We start from the raw sequence: 17876 nt of genomic DNA, 5'->3' as shown, positions 1-17876 counted from the left end.
AACGCTAACTTAAGCGAATTGGTTAGTCCGATCATCTGCCTCAAAGAAATATCACATAGTGTATAACATTGTCTGATGGTCAAAGATTTAGGTAAACTTTTACCTCTTAACCTGCAACTAATTCTCATTCTCCCTAGTTGACCTCATGCTAGAATCTCCCGTGCGACCAAAACAACCAAAACCTAATCAACTTAGCCTTAGAAAAAGACTTCCATTGAAAAAGCAGCATCAGCTAGTGGTGCTAGTTTTATTTTGTAGTTTGGGCTGGTTTGCTTTGCGTAGTTGTCAGGCGCGATTCTTTAAGTCTGGGCAACAAACTCAAACATCTTCTTTGGTCAGTTTGCGATCGCTTACTCCTACTGCTCGACAGTCTCAATTAATTGCTCTAATTAACCAGCCAGAACGTGGTTTATCGCCCCAGCAGCTTAGGGATCGTCAACGCGCTCATTATTTACTAGCAACGGATTTAGTTCAGCAGGGCAAAGGTAAACAGGCTCTAGGTTATCTTCAAGAATTAAGCCAAGATTACTCTCTATTGCGTCCCCAAATTCTGTGGAAAATTGCTCAAGCATATCAGCAAGACAATCAGCCACAAGCAGCCGAGAAAACTCTTAACTATCTGCTCAAAAACTATCCTAACTCTCCTGTAAGTGCCAATGCCTTAGTGCTGGCAGAAAAGCAACCTTTATTAGCCAAACTAATCAGCCAGTTTCCCTATCATCCGATTACCCAAAATATCGCTCGTCAGCGTCTGCGACAAAACCCCAATCAGCATCAACTGCTGCTGTTATTGGCAAAATATAGTCGCGCTCAAGATTTAAATCCGATTCGCGATCGCCTAGTATTGGAATATGCTGCTAAGTTAACTCCAGATGATTGGCAAGCGATCGCTGATGGTTACTGGCGAGATGAGGAGCATCGTAAAGCTGCCGATGCCTATATTTTTGCCTCTTCAATTCCCCGTAATCTCTACCGCGCTGCCAGAGGATTCCATCGTAACGGTAATTTAGATACCGCTCAAAATGCTTACCAGCGATTACTGAGAGAATATCATGATTCACAAGAAGCGGGACAGGCTTTAATTCATCTTGCTAGCATCTCTAGTGGTGATGAAGCGGTAGTCTATCTGGAAAAAGCGATCGCTAAGTTTCCCGAAGTTGCTCCTGAAGCTTATCGTTCTAAGGCGATCATCCATGAAAGATTTGGTAAGTACGATGCTACCAATGATTCTCGGCAAAAATTACTCAATCAGTATGGTAATTCTGCATCAGCGGCTGAATATCGTTGGCAAAAGGCACAGGATCTAGCTGCACAAGGTAACCTGGAAGATGCTTGGTCATGGATGCAGCCTCTAGTTAAATCCAATCAAGAGCATGATTTCGCTGCTCAAGCTCTCTATACAACTGGTAAATGGGCGACGCAAATCAATCAGCCAGAAGCGGCTAAAACCACCTTTAAGCAGATAATTAAGCTTTATCCTCAATCTTATTGGGCATGGCGTGCTGCGGTCATGCTGGGGTGGGATGTGGGAGATTTTAACCAACTACGTCCTCTTTCACCTACTTTAGACTTAGCCAAAACTTATGAGCCACTACCAATAGGTTCGGCTGCGCTACAAGAACTCTACCTTTTGGGACAGTATGATGATGCTTGGCTACTGCTACAGTCAGAAATCGAGCGTCCTCAGCAAACCTCGGTTAACGAACAGTTTAGCGAAGGAGTACTTTTATTAGAACGGGGTCAATACAGCCAGGGAATGCAGCAGATTTGGGATCTGACTAAACGAGAAACTCCCCCAGAATTAGAGCAGTGGCGAGCTTTACGCCAAACCAAGACATATTGGCAGAGTCTGTTTCCTTTTCCCTATAAAACTCAGATCCTGCAAAACGCTCAACAGGACAAGATTAATCCTCTTCTAGCAATTTCGGTCATGCGTAAAGAATCTACTTTTAACCCCACCATTAATTCTACCGTTGGCGCAGTGGGTTTGATGCAAGTTGTACCGCCTACTGCTAAATGGGCGGCAGCACAAATCGGGCTGGCAAATTATTCCCTAACTAATCCTGATGACAATATTAAAATTGGGACTTGGTATCTCGAACATAATCATCAACGCTATCAAGATGACTCATTACTAGCAGTGGCAAGCTATAACGCAGGGACAAGTAATGTTAACTCTTGGCTACAGCAATACGATATCGAGGATCGCGATCGCTTTGTAGAACAAATACCTTTTCCTGAAACCAAAGATTATATCGAGGGGGTGTTTGGCAATTATTGGAACTATCTCCGTCTTTATAATCCTGAAATTCGCCAAAAAGTTGCAGATTTACACCAGGAAACAAAACAATTTACAGCACCATTGAAGTAAACGATTTGATCGTAAGAGAACTAATAAGAATGATATCTAGTTGCATAATTTGTCTATTCTTTAGATAAATTATAATATTATGTTCAATGATTAGCGATCGCCAACTGCTTTTTCCGAGAAAACTTTACCATCAGATTTGCAAAAAACAGCGATCGCCAATCTTCGGAATTTTTGCAGCCTTTGGGTAGTTCCTACAAAATTATCTAGATTACTCCTCATGTCACGTTCGCTAGTTCTTCCCCTAGTATGTAAGCATAAATAAAAAAGGACTATCATGGTTAAATATTTATTATATTAAGCAAATATGGTTACTAAAAAACAACATATTATCCCCGTTGTTTATCTTAAATATTTTTCTTGTAATCCTAACGAAGAAAGAAGAGAAAGAAAAATTTTATCTATTAATTTAAATAGTCCTACATATAATATTGAACAAAAAAAACTAGAAAGAGTAGCAATAAAAAGACATTTTTACTCCATTAAAGATGATGAGCAACCAAAATATAATGATTTTGTTGAGAAGAATAATGAGCAATTTGAGAATAATTGGAACAGGATAGTAGAAGAAATTACAAATTTAGTTGATAAAAAATGTTTATTTTATAAAGTTCAAACTTTTCAAAACTCTGAACTTTCTATTGAACTCAAAAGATCAATTGCTAATTTTTTTTGGAGAGTTGAAGCTAGACGGGTAGAAATTGAGTGTTTTTTCAAATTTAATTGTATAAACACAAGCAAAGATGAGCTAGAAAGTGCTGTAAAGATACATCACTTAAGAGAAATGGGATTAATGGCTGGAAGAACTTTTCTTTCATTGTGTGGAAAAAAAATTTCTGTTTTTTTTAGTAAAACACCTATTTTTATTGCCTCTGATAATCCTGTTATCGCAATGGATGGTGATCCACATACTCGTTCTGATATTCTAAATCCAAAGTCTATGATATGCTGTGCAATTAGTCCTAAAATTTTAGTGGTAATAGCTCCTGATTATAGATATAAATTTCTCTACATAAATGATTTAGAGAGAATGCTAAAAGTCGATAATACAGAAAATCTAAATATAGATGATATAATATCTAACAAAAATACATTTTGTAATACAATAGAATTAAGATTCGTAGATAGTTTACAATATAAAGAAAATCACAATAGTCTTATTTTAATTGAAGCAAAAGATTGGTTATTCTCAAACAATCATAATTTGCTAAAAGAAAGCCTGTATCTTTTCCCACAAAGATCAAAAGAAAGACCTAAAATAACTAATGCTGCTTCTATATTTGTACCTTCAAGAATAAGATTTTTTAATGAATGTTTAAGAGCTAATTCGTAAAAGGGAGGTTGAGTCGATAAGAGATATGACTCTCCCCCTGTAAGGCTAGAACTAGCCAAAGGCTGCAATATTTAGTAAAGCTGGCGATCGCCAAGTCGTCGTTTTTGAATCCTTACAGGGTACTTGCTACATATTTCCCAAAAATAGAAAGGAATAAAACATTCTTGTCTCAGATTTGGTAAAAGTTAGGTTCTGGTTAACAAAATGTAAGGTAAATAATGTTTTTATAAAATTCTAAAATACTAGCCATTAATACATCATTTATCTTTGTCTCAAGTCTAATCTCAACTACTGCAACATTGTTACTTGGCGTTGTATTTTTGGGAACTCTAAATCTACAAGAGTAACCAATTAAGCCGAGCCGATAAATGAAAAACAGACAATTACTAATTAAATATTTAGCTGCCATTAGCTTATCTTTATTCAGTTCATTGATTCCAGAACAAGCTAAAGCCCAGTCAATAGAAAGAACTGAGGTTGAAGGTTGTAGTTTAGAGCTAAAAGAAAATGAAATTAATATTTTTAGTGGATCTGTCGATCTTGGTTGTAACTTTGAATATAAGCTTCGTGACCAAACAACTGAATATTCTGTAGCTTTCAACATTATTCATGCGAATCAACTTTCTGAATTTGGAGCAAAAGAATCCTCAGTGTACGTTCTCGATTCCAATAGTGGCGAAGTATATGAACAAAAAGTTCAGTTTACAACAGGTAGTGGTGCTCAATCATTAACAGTGTCGTTGAAGAATCTTTATAACAGAAACAAAGCTAGTGTTGTTGTTGAAGATGAAATGGTTGGTAATGGTTCTTGCACTGGGAGTTTAGAAGTAACTGTTTACGATCAAAATTTACCAAATAAACTTTATAGATTAGGTAATGGAGTTGTTAAAGCTGCTTTAACATATGACTATGGCTCTGATTATTATGTGTTAGATAGAGAACCATATTATGTCCCAATATGTACAGATTTTAAAGATATAGATAATAATGGAATTACAGAAATAGTTACACAAGATAAAAGATTTTCTGCTTTTGAAAAATCTTTTACTTCATATCCACCACAAATAATTGCGCTTAATACCAATGGTTTTGAGGATGTAACTCTTCAGTATCCCAATTTTCTCAGAGCCGAAGCTAAATATCATTGGGATGAAGTAATAAAAGCAAGACAAGAAGCTAGTAATAGTTGTCCATATTATTTTATTGAGATGGCTAGTTATGCAGCTATTAAAAGTATGTTAGGTGAATATCCTGATGCGATTAAACATATTAAAGAAAGAATCAATATGGATCTATCTTTTCACCGTCGTTATGATTGTTACCTACCTAATGGCATTAATACATTTATTCCTAATTTAGAAGCTTTTTTATCGGAGAATAACTACATTTGAAAGTAATAAATATTGTGTATCTGCTAGACAAAAAATTATGACCACAAAAAGAAAAAAAGTTTATAGAACCCAATATCAAGATAATTAACATCATGGGATTTAAGCCTACAAAGCATGACAAAAAAATAACTATAGGCACTTATATAGTTAGCTCACTAATTTTTGGCTGGCTTTCTTTATCAGGGTCTTTTGAAAGCAGTAATAAAACTGTCACTAAGTCAAACGAGCCACAAATTGAAGAAATAAAGCAACAATCAGTTGCAAAACAACCAGAACAAAAAATTGCTCAAACTACTACTCTAAAAAAAAGAAATAGCAATAACCAAATACCAAACTTGTATATTCACGGAGAAGAATATATTTATGTTGCTAATTATGGTGTTACAGATATTTATGGAAAAAGAAAAGAGCTTCATAAAGCTGGATTATATTATGCTCCTTCTTCGATTAAACAAGACGGTAATATAGTTACATTTAAACAAGCATTCACTCATAATTGTTTGCCTAATTGTTCGCCTAAAACTGCATTTTTAAGAATCGATCAATTTATTTGCAATTCCAATCAATCTATACCACTTAGACGAGCTTTAGCTACTATTAATCAAGAAAATAAAATAGTTCCTTTCGATCAAAAAGAACCACAATGGACAAAACTTTGGGCTTACGAAGAATATGGTTCAGAACATCCTGATGCGACTCTTTATTCTAAAATTTGTGGTTACACATTACCTAATCGTAAACCAATAAGTTTAAAAAATTAAGTAGTTAAACAAACTATTTTTAATTATTGAAGAGAAGCAAATCCTATTATACTTTGATTTTCTGCTAATAAAACGTAAGCAAAAGGATGAGTCCCAAAAATTGTCTGACGTATTTTGCTTTCAGAAGTTTGAATAGTACCTGAATAAGAACCAATAGAGCGATCAAATTCTGATTTTTTGCGAATAAAAGTATAAATTACAGGAATATCATTAGGATTAGCAATTCGGACTTGAGTTGTCGTGTTTTTCAACTATTCACCTCGATTTTTCTCGAAAGCCAAAATTATGTTTTTATTGTAAGGTCATTTCTCCAACTAATTTGATAAACTTTTAATTAGGTACAAGGTAATCAAAAAAAAGGGAAGTATTTACTAACATTTGCTAGAAAAACTTTGACAAGATTAAAGAGAAATTATGAAACAAAAAATTAATTTCAACAGCTACTAGAAAGTAAAAATATGTTACCTATTATTACCCCAGATAAAATCGATCTTCCAGCAGGAACAATATTAAAATTTCCTGGTACTATAGCCGATTACGAACAAATTTTAAACCAATTAGGCGATCGCTCTATTCCCCGTCTTCGTTTCCGAGATAATTATATTTTATTGATGAGTCCTATAGCCGAACACGGCAAAGAAATTGATGTGATTGCAGACCTGGTTAAAATATTACTACGCCATCAAGGGCAAGACTGGGAAAGTTTTCATCCCATAACTTTAAGGCGTGGAAAAGAAGCGGGATTAGAACCTGATGTTTGTTTTTATATCGAGAATTATCAAGCAATATTGGGAAAAAGAAAATTAGATTTGAGTATCGACCCGCCACCCGATTTAGCAATTGAAATAGATGTTACTTCTTTTACTCGTATTGAAGATTATATTTCTCTAGCAATTCCCGAAGTATGGATTTATAAAACTAATAAATTGCATATTTATCTTTTCGCGAATAACAAATATATAGAATCTGATCAAAGCGTTGTTTTCCCAAATTTTTTGATCAAAGAAATCGTAACTCAATATATTAATCGAGCTTGGCAAGTCGGCTCTTCTGTAGCTTTAAGAGAATTCAGTCAAACTTTACTATAATCAACTCGTTTTCCTGATTTAAAAGATCATGAAGATTCAATGAATAACTCAAAAAATTCTCTGTTTGCCTTAGTAACGTGAGCAAGTTGAAGTATTGCTTCAGATAGCGATCGCTTGCTAACTATAAATGTAACATTTAAAAATAGGTTGGATAATAAACTCAAACAGTTATATTAATTTGTCTAGTTATGTCGGAAGTTAAACAGGATCATGTCCGCGACGAGCGGATTTATATGGAAGTGGTGGTAGATTGCTATGATGACCAGGAAAGGGCAATGGGTTGGTATTACTATTTGCAAGATAAAATCAATTTTCCTTTCAAGGCTAAATGGGTAAACCGTCAAAAACCTAAAGGCAGAGACGTTACTGTTTTAGAAATGTCGCCAGAAGATGATTGTTCACATGATATGTTCGTTGAAGTTCTCTATCAAGAAAGTGAGCTAGAGGATGTTTTCTGCGCACGATTATCTGATATACAAGCTCGAAACATTGATTCGACCACAAAAGAAGCGATTGAAGATTGGAATTATTGGGTTAAAAGAGGATATGAATTTTAACTGCTCGATAATGAATAAAATATTGGGTTATCTATTCTTCAATTACTGGTTGATTGACAAAGATACCTACTAGCGTGTCTAGGCTAAAATACTGGGTTCATCAAATGTATAAAGTCTCTATCTGGCTTTATTTTTAGCGATTAATTTACCTAACAATTTAAACTAGACGTGCTAGTACTTATGTGTCCACTCTAATTTTATTGTGTCAAAAAAATTAAATGTGGTAATGTGGGCAATGCCCAAATGCTCGCGCTACTTAAAATTAGCTAAATATTGTAACCTAGACGCTCTAGTACTATGAATTGTATTAAAAATTCTTTTGATAAAAATCTAATTGTTAAATTATTAAATTAATCGGGGAATTATAAAAATAATTTAGATCGTAAGCGAGTTAACTCCTTGAGCATACTATCAACTTATCTGGGCTGTAAAAAATCTAAACAACTTCCCCTGCGTACAGTTCTTGTCATTCCTTTTGTCTTGCAAATTTTTGCTGCCGTTGGGCTGACGGGATATTTATCTCTACGCAACGGTCAAAAAGCGGTTAACGATCTAGCTGTAAAGCTACAAAAAGATGTCAGCGATCGCATCGATCAACATCTGGATAGTTATTTAGGTATTCCTCATCAAATCAATCAAGTTAATGCTCGCGCGATTAATTTAGGCTTAATTAACACCCAAGATCTTCGCACTTTTGGGCGTTATTTTTGGCAACAAATGCGGACTTTTCCCAAGTTTGGCTATATCAACTTTGGTAATCCTCAAGGTGACTTCATTGGTATTTATCGCGCCTCTGACGATAGCTTAAGAATGGATTTGATCGAACAAGCTTATCTGGGTAAATATCACGGCTATGCTACCGATGCCAAGGGCAATCCTACCCAAAAAATTATTGAAGAGGAATTTGATTTTCGCCTTGATAGTTGGTATACAGATGCTGTTAAGTATGGTCGTCCTTTATGGAGCGAAATTTACACCTGGGATGACGATCCTTCGATCATCTCTGTTTCTGCTAGCTATCCCCTCTACGATCGAGATAAAAAACTGCTGGGTGTAATTGGTATCGATCTAGTACTTTCGCAAATTGGAGATTTTCTTAAACAATTACAAGTTACTCCTTCAGCCAAGACATATATCTTAGAAAGAAACGGGTTAATAGTAGCAGCTTCAAGTGACGAGAAATTTTACACCATTGACAAAGGTGAAGCTCAAAGAATGAAAGCCTCGGCTAGCAAAGATCCGACGATTCGCGCAATTTATGCTGATTTGAAACAAAAATTTGGCAATCTCAACAAGATTAAAAATGCTCAGCAGTTGGCAATGGCGATTCCCTCTGACATAGCTGCGCCAAACGCAGACAAAAAAACTTTTGTTCTGGTTACTCCTTGGCAAGATCAATATGGTTTGGATTGGTTGGTTGTTTTGGCGATTCCCGAAGCTGATTTTATGGCAGAAATTAATGCCAATACTCGCACGACCATTTTATTATGCTTAATAGCTTTAGGCGTGGCAACAGTTTTGGGGATTTACACTTCTCGCTGGATTGCTCGACCGATTTTACTCTTATCCCAGGTATCTGAAGCGATCGCTCGTGGTGATTTAGATCGCCGAGTCCAAGTTCGAGGTATTAATGAAATAGGAGTTTTAGCTGATTCGTTTAACAATATGGCACAACAGTTACAAGAATCTTTTGCTACCCTGGAACAGACGAACACCGAACTAGAAACTAGGGTAGAAAAACGCACTTTAGAGTTGCAAGTGGCAAAAGAAGAAGCAGAAAAAGCTAAACATACTGCCGATCGCGCTAACCAAGCTAAAAGCGAATTTCTGGCTAACATGAGTCACGAATTAAGAACACCCTTGAACGGAATTTTGGGCTACGCACAAATATTGCAACGCTCTAAAGCAAGTAAAAACGAGGATAGTAAAGGAGTAGAAATCATTTATCAATGTGGCTCTCATTTGCTTACCTTGATCAACGATATTCTCGATATTTCTAAAATTGAGGCGCAGAAAATGGAGCTTCATCCTAAAAGTTTCCATTTTTCTAGCTTTTTACAAGGAGTGGCAGAAATTTGTCGTATCCGTGCCGAACAGAAAAACATTGCCTTTATCTTTCAAGCCAACTCACAACTACCTGTTGGCGTTAGTGCCGACGAAAAACGCCTGCGACAAGTATTAATTAATCTGATCGGTAATGCAATTAAATTTACCGATCGCGGTGGTGTGACTTTTAAAGTTGAATTGTTAAGCTCATCAGATTCATTATCAAAAATTAGATTTCAAATTGAAGATACAGGGGTGGGTATGACAGAAGTACAAGTCCAAAACATCTTTCTGCCTTTTGAGCAAGTTGGCGATACGACAAAAATGACGGAGGGAACAGGATTGGGTTTGGCAATTAGTCAAAACATCATAGAAATGATGAATAGTACTATAGAAGTCCAAAGTCAGCGCGATCGCGGTAGTGTATTTTGGTTTGATGTGGAATTACCAGAAGCAAAAGCATGGGCAGATACGAACAGAATTGGAACTGATGGCAAAATTATTGGTTATGACGGCAAGACCAGAAAAATTTTAGTAGTAGACGATCGCTGGGAAAATCGCTCTGTACTACTTAACTTACTGCGACCAATTGGTTTTGATGTGAGCGAAGCAGATAATGGTCGAGAAGGGTTAGAAAAATCTTTAGCCATTGCTCCAGACTTAATTATTACCGATCTAATCATGCCCATAATGGATGGTTTTGCAATGATGCATCAGCTGCGAAAATCACCTCAGTTGCAAAATATTATTTTAGTTACTTCTTCTGCCAGTGTTTTTGAAATCGATCGCAATAAAAGTATTGATGCAGGTGCGGATGAATTTCTGCCCAAACCAGTCCAGGCAGACGTTTTGTTTGAAATGCTAAAAGTGCATCTGCAACTACAATGGATTTATGAAGAGACTGATGCTAATTTAACCAATCATAATGTTCTCAATGTTTCTCAACCAAAAGAAGCCATGGTTCCTCCTGCAAGTGGCAAGCTTTCTCAATTATATGACCTTGCCAAACAAGGTAGCCTAGACGAAATTCAAGAAATTGCTGAGGAATTAAAACAGTTAGATTACAGTTTTTACGCTTTTGCTCAAGAATTGCTCGATTTAACCGCCAGTTTTCAAATAAAACAGCTTCAAGAATTTATTGAACAACATCTGGCTAATAATTCTGCGGACTCTTGAGTTCTAACTTTTCTTTAGATTATGGATAATCCAGATACTGGTGTAATTTTAATCGTCGATGACAATCATACTAACTTGGCAGTGTTATCCCAGGTGCTAAAAAGTGCTGGATTAAAAGTCAGAGTAGCAGTTGATGGAGAAAGTGCGATCGCTCAGACCCAATATGCTCTACCAGAATTAATTTTGTTGGACGTTCAAATGCCTGGTATTAATGGCTTTGAAACTTGTCAGCGACTGAAAGCTAATTCTTTTACCAGTAATATTCCCATCATTTTTATGACTGCACTTGCCGATACCGAAAATAAAATCAAAGGATTATCCCTAGGGGCAGTAGATTATATTACTAAGCCATTTCAAGAAGAGGAAGTACTAGCTAGGATTAAAGTTCATTTAAAGCTGCATTTTTTAACTCGTAAAGTGATGGAACAATCGGCTGCTTTACAACAAGCTAATCAACAACTGATGTTATTAGCCAATTTAGATGGCTTGACCGCAGTTGCCAATCGTCGTCGCTTTGATGAGTATCTCGACCAACAATGGTGTTTATTGGCACAAAAACAAGCACCAATCACTCTTATTCTTGGGGATCTTGACTATTTCAAAAATTACAACGATTTTTACGGTCATCAAGCAGGAGATGATTGCCTTAAACAAGTAGCTGTGGCTCTTAATTTAGCTGCCAAGGGAGAATCAGATTTAGTTTGTCGTTATGGTGGGGAAGAATTCGCCTTGATTTTACCTTATACCGATTATCAAGGGGCGATTAAAGTTGCCCAATCCGCGATCGCCGAAGTAAAAAAGCTGCAAATTCCTCACGCTCAATCTTTAGTTAGCCAATACGTGACAATGAGTTTGGGTATCAGTAGTCAAATTCCCTGCCAAAAATTACAGCCAAAGTCGGCGATCGCTGCTGCTGATGCTGCTCTGTATCAAGCAAAACAACAGGGACGCGATCGTTTTAAGTAATCACCGTAGGCTCATCACGCTGGGTATATTGTTTAATATTAATTTAAGCAGAAATTGTCGCGTAGTCGGTCTTTTCTGGCTCTGATCCCTGTTCGTCAACCCGATCGATATATACGTTCATGTTGTTTAACTCGATCGCACCAAATACCGTAGCAAAAGCAGTGTCTGCTGCATCTTTTCCCGTACCAATCCGTACTAATCCATTAATAGGCGCAAGACGAGTAGCGTCAAACAAATACCACCGATCGCCCAAATATGCTTCAAAACAAGCATGAAAATCGGGTGGCTGTAATTGCCAAGCATAGGCAGAAACAAAACGCGCAGGAATACTTAATGCTCGACAAAAAGCGATTCCCAAATGAGCAAAATCTCGACACACTCCTACTCTTTCGCTCGCCGTATCATATGCTGAAGTTTGAGAGTCACTGCTTCCTGAAAGATAGTCGATTTTGTGATAAATCCAATCGCAAATGGCTTGAACCTTGGCATACCCAGATTCACCGCTACCAAATTCGTCTTGAGCTAATTTCATCAGGCGATCGCTTTGGCAATAGCGGGAAGGATATAAATAAGGAATAACATCAAGAGGTAATTTAGCAGGAGATGTTTCTTGAATCTCATTGATACTATCAGCACGGTGAGTTAAATCTACAGTTGCTTGATAATCAATAACTAGTTTTCCTGTAGGCGCAATTAGACGAAAGTAGCTATTTTGATGGTCTTGATCGAGATATTCTTCTATCTTGCATTCAGGAGAAATCTTGAGATTCTGCTCTAAAATTCGCTGGTATTGATTGGCTAAAACGCGAATATTAAAAATAAATGTACTGCTGCTGGAAATATTGTAGTCTAGGTGGCAGCCAAGTTTAAACTTCATAGTTTTGCTTTCAATTAATATTTTAGATCTTAACTATGTTGTTTGAAAATAGCTCTTTAAATCAATCTCTTGATAGATGTACTTCATTGCTTCAGGTAGATATGCTAATGAAAATTTTATTATAAGGAAATTAATTCCATGAGTATAGAAGATCGCATTAATGCAACTGCTAAAAATGTTGAGGGTAAAGTACAAGAAGTAGTAGGAGAAGTAACGGGTAATCCTCAAGATAAAGTCGAAGGTCAGGAAAAGCAGGAAGAAGCTCAAGTTCAACATAGTGTTGAAAATGTTAAGGACGAGCTAAAAAAAATGATTGACCAATGATTTTGCTTGATTAGTATTACATTCTTAAGGGAAGTTTAAACCACTAAACTTCCCTTTTCTGTTTAAGTATTAACTAAAAAATTTAGGAATTTTAATGATGTTTTAATTCAACAGTGAACATTGCTCATTGATAAAGCGATCGCTGTCAGGCAAAATTAAGGTTTATTATCTAAAATATAAAGATAACTTTACATTTCTTGATACTGTATCAGAACAGGATTGCTTAAAAACACAATCATCATGACCAATACCATCGCGCAAACAGCTAATAGCCAACCGTATAACCTTGAAGAGTGGAAGCGGGGTTATGATTCCCAACCCAACGAATATGAATATGAAATCACGGAAATTGAGGGTCAAATTCCTGTCGAATTATCAGGAACTCTCTTTCGTAATGGCCCTGGCTTACTAGATATTGGTGGTTCAGCAATTCATCATCCTTTTGATGGTGATGGTATGATTAGCGCCTTTTCTTTTAAGGATGGGAAAGCGCATTACCGTAATCGCTTTGTGCAAACCGAAGCTTATGTTAAAGAGAAAGATGCGGGCAAAATTCTCTATCGGGGCGTGTTTGGGACGCAAAAACCAGGAGGATTGTTCAGTAATATCTTTGACTTCAAGCTAAAAAATATTGCTAACACAGGAGTAATTTACTGGGGAAGCAAGCTACTGGCACTTTGGGAAGCAGCAGAACCCCATCGCTTAGATCCCAAGACTTTAGAAACGATGGGGATTGATTATCTCGACGGGGTATTATCTCCTGGAGATGCTTTTGCTGCCCATCCTTGGATCGATCCTAGTTGTGAACTCGATCATGGTGAACCCTGTTTAGTCAACTTCCGAGTCGATCCTGGGCTTTCAAGTAAAATTACTCTGTTTGAATTTGCCCCTGATGGTAAGCTGTTGCGTCGTCATGCCCACAGTGTTCCTGGCTTTTCTTTCATCCACGATTTTATCATCACGCCAAAATACGCGATCTTTTTTCAGAACCCTGTCAACTTTAATCCACTTCCTTTTCTGTTGGGGATGCGTGGCGCGGGAGAATGTGTTGAGTTTCAACCCCAAAAACCCACCAACGTAATTTTAATTCCTCGCGATCCAAACAATAAAAAAATCAGGACTTTTAGCGTTGATTCAGGCTTTGTATTCCATCATGCTAATGCTTTTGAGCAAGATAACCAGATTATAGTTGATTCCATTACCTATCAAACTTTGCCTCAAGTGCAGCCCAATTCTAACTACAAAGAAGTAGATTTTGACAGTATCGATCCTGGTCAACTGTGGCGATTTAAGCTCAATCTTGATGATGGTACTGTTGAACGAGAGATGTTAGAAAGTCGCTGCTGTGAGTTTCCCACCCATAACCCAAATCAAGTTGGTCGAGAATATCGCTACTTATTTATTGGTGCAGCTAACGATAATGTTCGTAACGCGCCATTACAGGCAATCTTAAAATTAGATTTGGCGACGGGAGAAAGAGAAATACATTCTTTTGCCCCTAGCGGATATGTTAGCGAACCAATTTTTGTGACTAAACCTAATGCTGAATCAGAAGATGCTGGCTGGGTACTAACTTTAGTGTATGACGGTAGCAAACACCGTTCGACCTTAGCAATCTTAGATGGCGAAAATTTAGCTAAGGGCGCGATCGCCCTATTACATCTCAAGCATCATGTTCCTTATGGCTTACACGGTAGCTGGTGTGATGAAGTATTTCTGGAAAATTAAAGAAATTATCGATATAGCGAGCGCCAAATTAGACTAAACTTTGTGGGTGAAATGTCTAAAAATCCCCCAGTATTTATTGGGGGATAAAGTACGAAATATAAACAATATCAACATTAATTTAACTGTTGAAATGATCGAGTTCAGGAGATAAATTAATAATTGCTTTACGTGGTAACAAACTTACAATAAAATGATTTAAATTAGTTTTCAACTGCTGGCTACTACTACGATAAGGCTGAGGTAAGAATAGATCTCCTGCAAGCAAATAAATAATTGACACGGTAAAACAGAACTCTACAAATAATTTCCAGCGCATTTTCGTCACACCAAGTTACAAGATTAATTATCCACAATTAATTAACTAGATCTCTACTTCTATTGAATACTTAATTTTTTTAGAAGTATGAAGACTAGATAAATTAGGACTTATATTAATCTCAGTTTAATCACTCTACCTACTCAGCCACTTCCGTATTCTTGCTAATCTTTTTTCAAATCAATCATTTTAAATATCTAGATTTCTATTTATTACCAACAAAAACCGCCCCCAAATAACTAGAGGCGGATTAATAGAATTATTTAATTAATTTATTTAATTAATAATGTTGACTAAATATCTAGCAACAATTAGTCACGACTGTTGATCGCAATTAATAATCGCAGAATAAATACAAAGAGGTTGATGTAGGTAAGATACATCGAAAGCGCCGCAGGTAAATATTGCTCGTCGGTATAGGTACGAGGCAAAATATAAAAGTCAACGACTGCTACTCCTGCAAAGATGGCTACTCCAACACCAGAAATAGCTACTTCTAGCCAGCTTGGTGTGTAGATGCCAAAAACGGAAAAGAGTAATTGTCCGATTAAGACTATGAATAATGCCATAACTCCCAAACGTACTGTCTGAGATAAAGCTAAACCATCTTCTTCGGATAGGTTAGAGCCAATTTTACGCCCGACAATAAAAGTCGCACCACAACCCAGGGCAGCAATACCGACTCCCTGAATGCCAACTCCAGAACTACTGAGGGCTAGATAAACAATGCCACTCAAGGTATACCCTGAAAGAAGACTGTAAAGAGCGAGCAAAGGTAGCGCAGTAGTCTTGTTTCCCTCACTGGCAACTCCACGAGCGACAAAAAAGAGAACCAATTCAGCGATCATCGCCCCAATAAAGGTGGGCATGAATAAATCGGGGCGAGAAGCAATTACCCCCAAGCCACCATATGTTCCCAACGCGGTTAAAACTAAGCCACCGCCTAAATAAGGTAGCGCATTGGTAATGACATTAGGGCCAAGGACTGCCTGTCCTTTAACCTCCTGCATTGCCTTTTTAAAGTTACTAGTATTACTCATAATTTTTGACTGAGATTTATCTTAATAGTTTAAGCTTGCTTATTTATTTTGATCTTAATTCAATTAATAATCTTAAGGTGTTGGGAAATTACCGAATAGCAGGAAGTAGGGAAATGGGGAAATAGGGAAATGGGTAAATAGGGAGATAGGGAGATAGGGAGATAGGGAAATGGGTAAATAAAAAGACCATCCCACAAATTACATGAGATAGTCTTTCAATGCTGTATAACCAGCTTAGAGCTTAGAGCTTTAATTAATAATCAAAATCACCAGCACCACCGCCAGCACCGCCTGAACTATTTTTTTCAGGCTTGTCAACGACGATACATTCAGTAGTTAAGACCATTCCCGCGATCGAAGCAGCATTTTGCAGTGCTGAGCGAGTTACTTTAGCTGGGTCAACAATACCAGCTTCAAACATATTGACGAACTCGTTAGTAGCAGCATTAAAACCAATACTCAAGTCTTTTTCTTTGACTCTTTCGGCAATTACCGCGCCGTTTTGACCAGCATTTTCGGCAATTCTTTTTAAAGGTGCAGTCAAGGCACGGGCGACAATAGTTGCACCAGTCAAAGCTTCATCCTTAAGGTTAGCGTTTGCCCACTCTTCCAAACCAGGAGCTAGATGAGCTAGGGTAGTACCGCCACCAGGAACAATACCTTCTTCTACCGCAGCTTTAGTAGCGTTGATCGCATCTTCTAGACGCAATTTACGGTCTTTCATTTCGGTTTCCGTTGCAGCACCAACTTTGATTACTGCTACACCACCAGAAAGTTTAGCCAAACGTTCCTGTAGCTTTTCTTGGTCATAAGAAGACTCAGTTGCTTCTATTTGACGGCGAATTTGCTCACAACGGCTTTTAACTGCCGCTTCATTACCTTCGGCAACAATAGTAGTGCTGTCTTTGGTAATGTTGATACGACGAGCAGTACCAAGCATGTCTACGTTAGTAGATTCTAGTTTCAAACCAGCATCTTCAGAGATAACCTGTCCACCAGTAAGCACAGCAATATCCTCTAGCATTTGCTTACGGCGATCGCCAAAACCAGGAGCTTTAATTGCAGCTACGTTTAGCACACCACGAAGACGGTTGACTACCAAAGTAGCCAAGGCTTCTTTTTCAATATCTTCGGCAATAATTACCAACGGTTTGCCCTGACGTGCTACCTGTTCCAATACAGGTACGAGATCCTGTACGAGATTGATTTTTTTGTCGGTAATCAAGATTAGAGGTTCTTCTAAAGCAGCCTCCATTCTTTCGGTGTCAGTGACAAAATAAGGAGAGATATAGCCTTTATCAAAGCGCATCCCTTCGGTAATCTCTAGTTCGGTAGTCATAGACTTACCTTCTTCTAAAGAGATAACCCCTTCTTTACCGACTTTATCCATTGCCTGAGCAATCATATCGCCGACTTCTTGGTCATTACCCGCAGAGATCGTGCCGACTTGAGCGATCGCTTTAGAATCACCTACAGGTTGTGCCTGTTCTTTGATTTTGCCTACTAAATGCTCGATCGCTTTATCAATTCCCCGTTTGATGGCAATGGGGTTTGCTCCTGCTGCGACGTTGCGTAGACCTTCTTTAACGATGGCATGAGCCAAAACTGTAGCAGTAGTAGTTCCATCTCCCGCTACATCGTTGGTTTTGGAAGCTGCTTGACGAATCAAGGATACGCCAGTATTCTCGATGTGATCTTCTAATTCAATTTCTTTGGCGATCGTTATCCCATCATTAACAATTTGGGGCGCGCCAAATTTTTTTTCGAGGACGACGTTACGCCCTTTAGGGCCAAGGGTAACGGCTACCGCTTCAGCCAAGAGGTCAATTCCTTTTTCTAACGCACGACGGGCTTCGTCGTTATAAATAATAGATTTAGCCATTTATTTTGATTTGCCTTTAATGA

At 37.6% G+C, this 17876-nt stretch carries 14 protein-coding genes; 10 read left to right on the top strand and 4 right to left on the bottom strand.

What is annotated here, in order from left to right:
• Positions 1–145: 145 nt before the first annotated feature.
• From KME09_12770 to KME09_12755, 4 genes are all read left to right on the top strand, one after another.
• A complete protein-coding gene (locus tag KME09_12770; protein ID MBW4534799.1) occupies positions 146–2371 on the top strand; it encodes a transglycosylase SLT domain-containing protein in 2226 nt (741 codons plus the stop codon).
• Between the two features lie 304 nt (positions 2372–2675).
• The gene (locus KME09_12765; protein ID MBW4534798.1) at positions 2676–3701 is read left to right on the top strand and encodes a DUF4238 domain-containing protein; all 1026 of its coding nucleotides are present in this window, start codon (positions 2676–2678) and stop codon (positions 3699–3701) included.
• 368 nt (positions 3702–4069) lie between these two features.
• Positions 4070–5092 (top strand): hypothetical protein, encoded by a 1023-nt coding sequence (locus KME09_12760; GenBank protein ID MBW4534797.1) that lies wholly within the window; start codon positions 4070–4072, stop codon positions 5090–5092.
• A 92-nt stretch (positions 5093–5184) separates the two neighbouring features.
• Positions 5185–5853: a hypothetical protein gene (locus tag KME09_12755; GenBank protein ID MBW4534796.1), complete on the top strand. Its 669-nt coding sequence runs from the start codon at positions 5185–5187 to the stop codon at positions 5851–5853.
• Positions 5854–5876: 23 nt separating this feature from the next.
• Here KME09_12755 and KME09_12750 read toward each other — a convergent pair whose 3' ends face one another.
• Complete coding sequence (locus KME09_12750) at positions 5877–6104, bottom strand: hypothetical protein (GenBank protein ID MBW4534795.1); 228 nt, start codon at positions 6102–6104, stop codon at positions 5877–5879.
• A gap of 207 nt (positions 6105–6311) precedes the next feature.
• On the opposite strand from KME09_12750, the gene KME09_12745 reads away from it, so the two are divergent.
• From KME09_12745 to KME09_12730, 4 genes are all read left to right on the top strand, one after another.
• On the top strand, positions 6312–6941 hold the full coding sequence (locus tag KME09_12745) for a Uma2 family endonuclease (GenBank protein ID MBW4534794.1): 630 nt from the start codon (positions 6312–6314) through the stop codon (positions 6939–6941).
• A 188-nt stretch (positions 6942–7129) separates the two neighbouring features.
• Complete coding sequence (locus KME09_12740) at positions 7130–7498, top strand: calcium-binding protein (GenBank protein ID MBW4534793.1); 369 nt, start codon at positions 7130–7132, stop codon at positions 7496–7498.
• A 420-nt stretch (positions 7499–7918) separates the two neighbouring features.
• A complete protein-coding gene (locus KME09_12735; protein ID MBW4534792.1) occupies positions 7919–10720 on the top strand; it encodes a response regulator in 2802 nt (933 codons plus the stop codon).
• A gap of 21 nt (positions 10721–10741) precedes the next feature.
• Positions 10742–11686 carry a diguanylate cyclase gene (locus KME09_12730; GenBank protein ID MBW4534791.1) on the top strand — a complete coding sequence of 315 codons (945 nt, stop codon included), beginning with the start codon at positions 10742–10744 and terminating at the stop codon, positions 11684–11686.
• A gap of 43 nt (positions 11687–11729) precedes the next feature.
• On the opposite strand, the gene KME09_12725 is transcribed toward KME09_12730, so the two are convergent.
• Positions 11730–12563, bottom strand: a complete 834-nt coding sequence (locus KME09_12725; protein ID MBW4534790.1) for a transglutaminase family protein — start codon at positions 12561–12563, stop codon at positions 11730–11732.
• Positions 12564–12701: 138 nt separating this feature from the next.
• On the opposite strand from KME09_12725, the gene KME09_12720 reads away from it, so the two are divergent.
• Positions 12702–12887 (top strand): CsbD family protein, encoded by a 186-nt coding sequence (locus KME09_12720; protein MBW4534789.1) that lies wholly within the window; start codon positions 12702–12704, stop codon positions 12885–12887.
• Between the two features lie 240 nt (positions 12888–13127).
• Entirely contained in the window at positions 13128–14615 is a 1488-nt protein-coding gene (locus KME09_12715) for a carotenoid oxygenase family protein (protein ID MBW4534788.1), read from the top strand.
• 627 nt (positions 14616–15242) lie between these two features.
• Here the strand turns inward: KME09_12715 and KME09_12710 are convergent.
• Positions 15243–15971 (bottom strand): Bax inhibitor-1 family protein, encoded by a 729-nt coding sequence (locus KME09_12710; protein MBW4534787.1) that lies wholly within the window; start codon positions 15969–15971, stop codon positions 15243–15245.
• Between the two features lie 253 nt (positions 15972–16224).
• Entirely contained in the window at positions 16225–17853 is a 1629-nt protein-coding gene (gene groL, locus KME09_12705) for a chaperonin GroEL (protein MBW4534786.1), read from the bottom strand.
• Positions 17854–17876 lie beyond the last annotated feature (23 nt).

Origin of the sequence: Pleurocapsa minor HA4230-MV1 (genome assembly GCA_019359095.1) — a bacterium.
Classification (GTDB): domain Bacteria; phylum Cyanobacteriota; class Cyanobacteriia; order Cyanobacteriales; family Xenococcaceae; genus Waterburya; species Waterburya minor.
This window is presented reverse-complemented; position numbering and strand designations above follow the sequence as displayed.

Excerpts from the sequence above, each read along its gene's own strand:
- KME09_12740 (MBW4534793.1), top strand. The coding sequence starts at position 7,130 with ATGTCGGAAGTTAAACAGGATCATGTCCGCGACGAGCGGATTTATATG.
- KME09_12730 (MBW4534791.1), top strand. The coding sequence starts at position 10,742 with ATGGATAATCCAGATACTGGTGTAATTTTAATCGTCGATGACAATCAT.
- KME09_12755 (MBW4534796.1), top strand. The coding sequence starts at position 5,185 with ATGGGATTTAAGCCTACAAAGCATGACAAAAAAATAACTATAGGCACT.
- KME09_12710 (MBW4534787.1), bottom strand. The coding sequence starts at position 15,971 with ATGAGTAATACTAGTAACTTTAAAAAGGCAATGCAGGAGGTTAAAGGA.
- KME09_12745 (MBW4534794.1), top strand. The coding sequence starts at position 6,312 with ATGTTACCTATTATTACCCCAGATAAAATCGATCTTCCAGCAGGAACA.
- KME09_12760 (MBW4534797.1), top strand. The coding sequence starts at position 4,070 with ATGAAAAACAGACAATTACTAATTAAATATTTAGCTGCCATTAGCTTA.
- groL (MBW4534786.1), bottom strand. The coding sequence starts at position 17,853 with ATGGCTAAATCTATTATTTATAACGACGAAGCCCGTCGTGCGTTAGAA.
- KME09_12720 (MBW4534789.1), top strand. The coding sequence starts at position 12,702 with ATGAGTATAGAAGATCGCATTAATGCAACTGCTAAAAATGTTGAGGGT.
- KME09_12770 (MBW4534799.1), top strand. The coding sequence starts at position 146 with ATGCTAGAATCTCCCGTGCGACCAAAACAACCAAAACCTAATCAACTT.
- KME09_12715 (MBW4534788.1), top strand. The coding sequence starts at position 13,128 with ATGACCAATACCATCGCGCAAACAGCTAATAGCCAACCGTATAACCTT.
- KME09_12765 (MBW4534798.1), top strand. The coding sequence starts at position 2,676 with ATGGTTACTAAAAAACAACATATTATCCCCGTTGTTTATCTTAAATAT.
- KME09_12725 (MBW4534790.1), bottom strand. The coding sequence starts at position 12,563 with ATGAAGTTTAAACTTGGCTGCCACCTAGACTACAATATTTCCAGCAGC.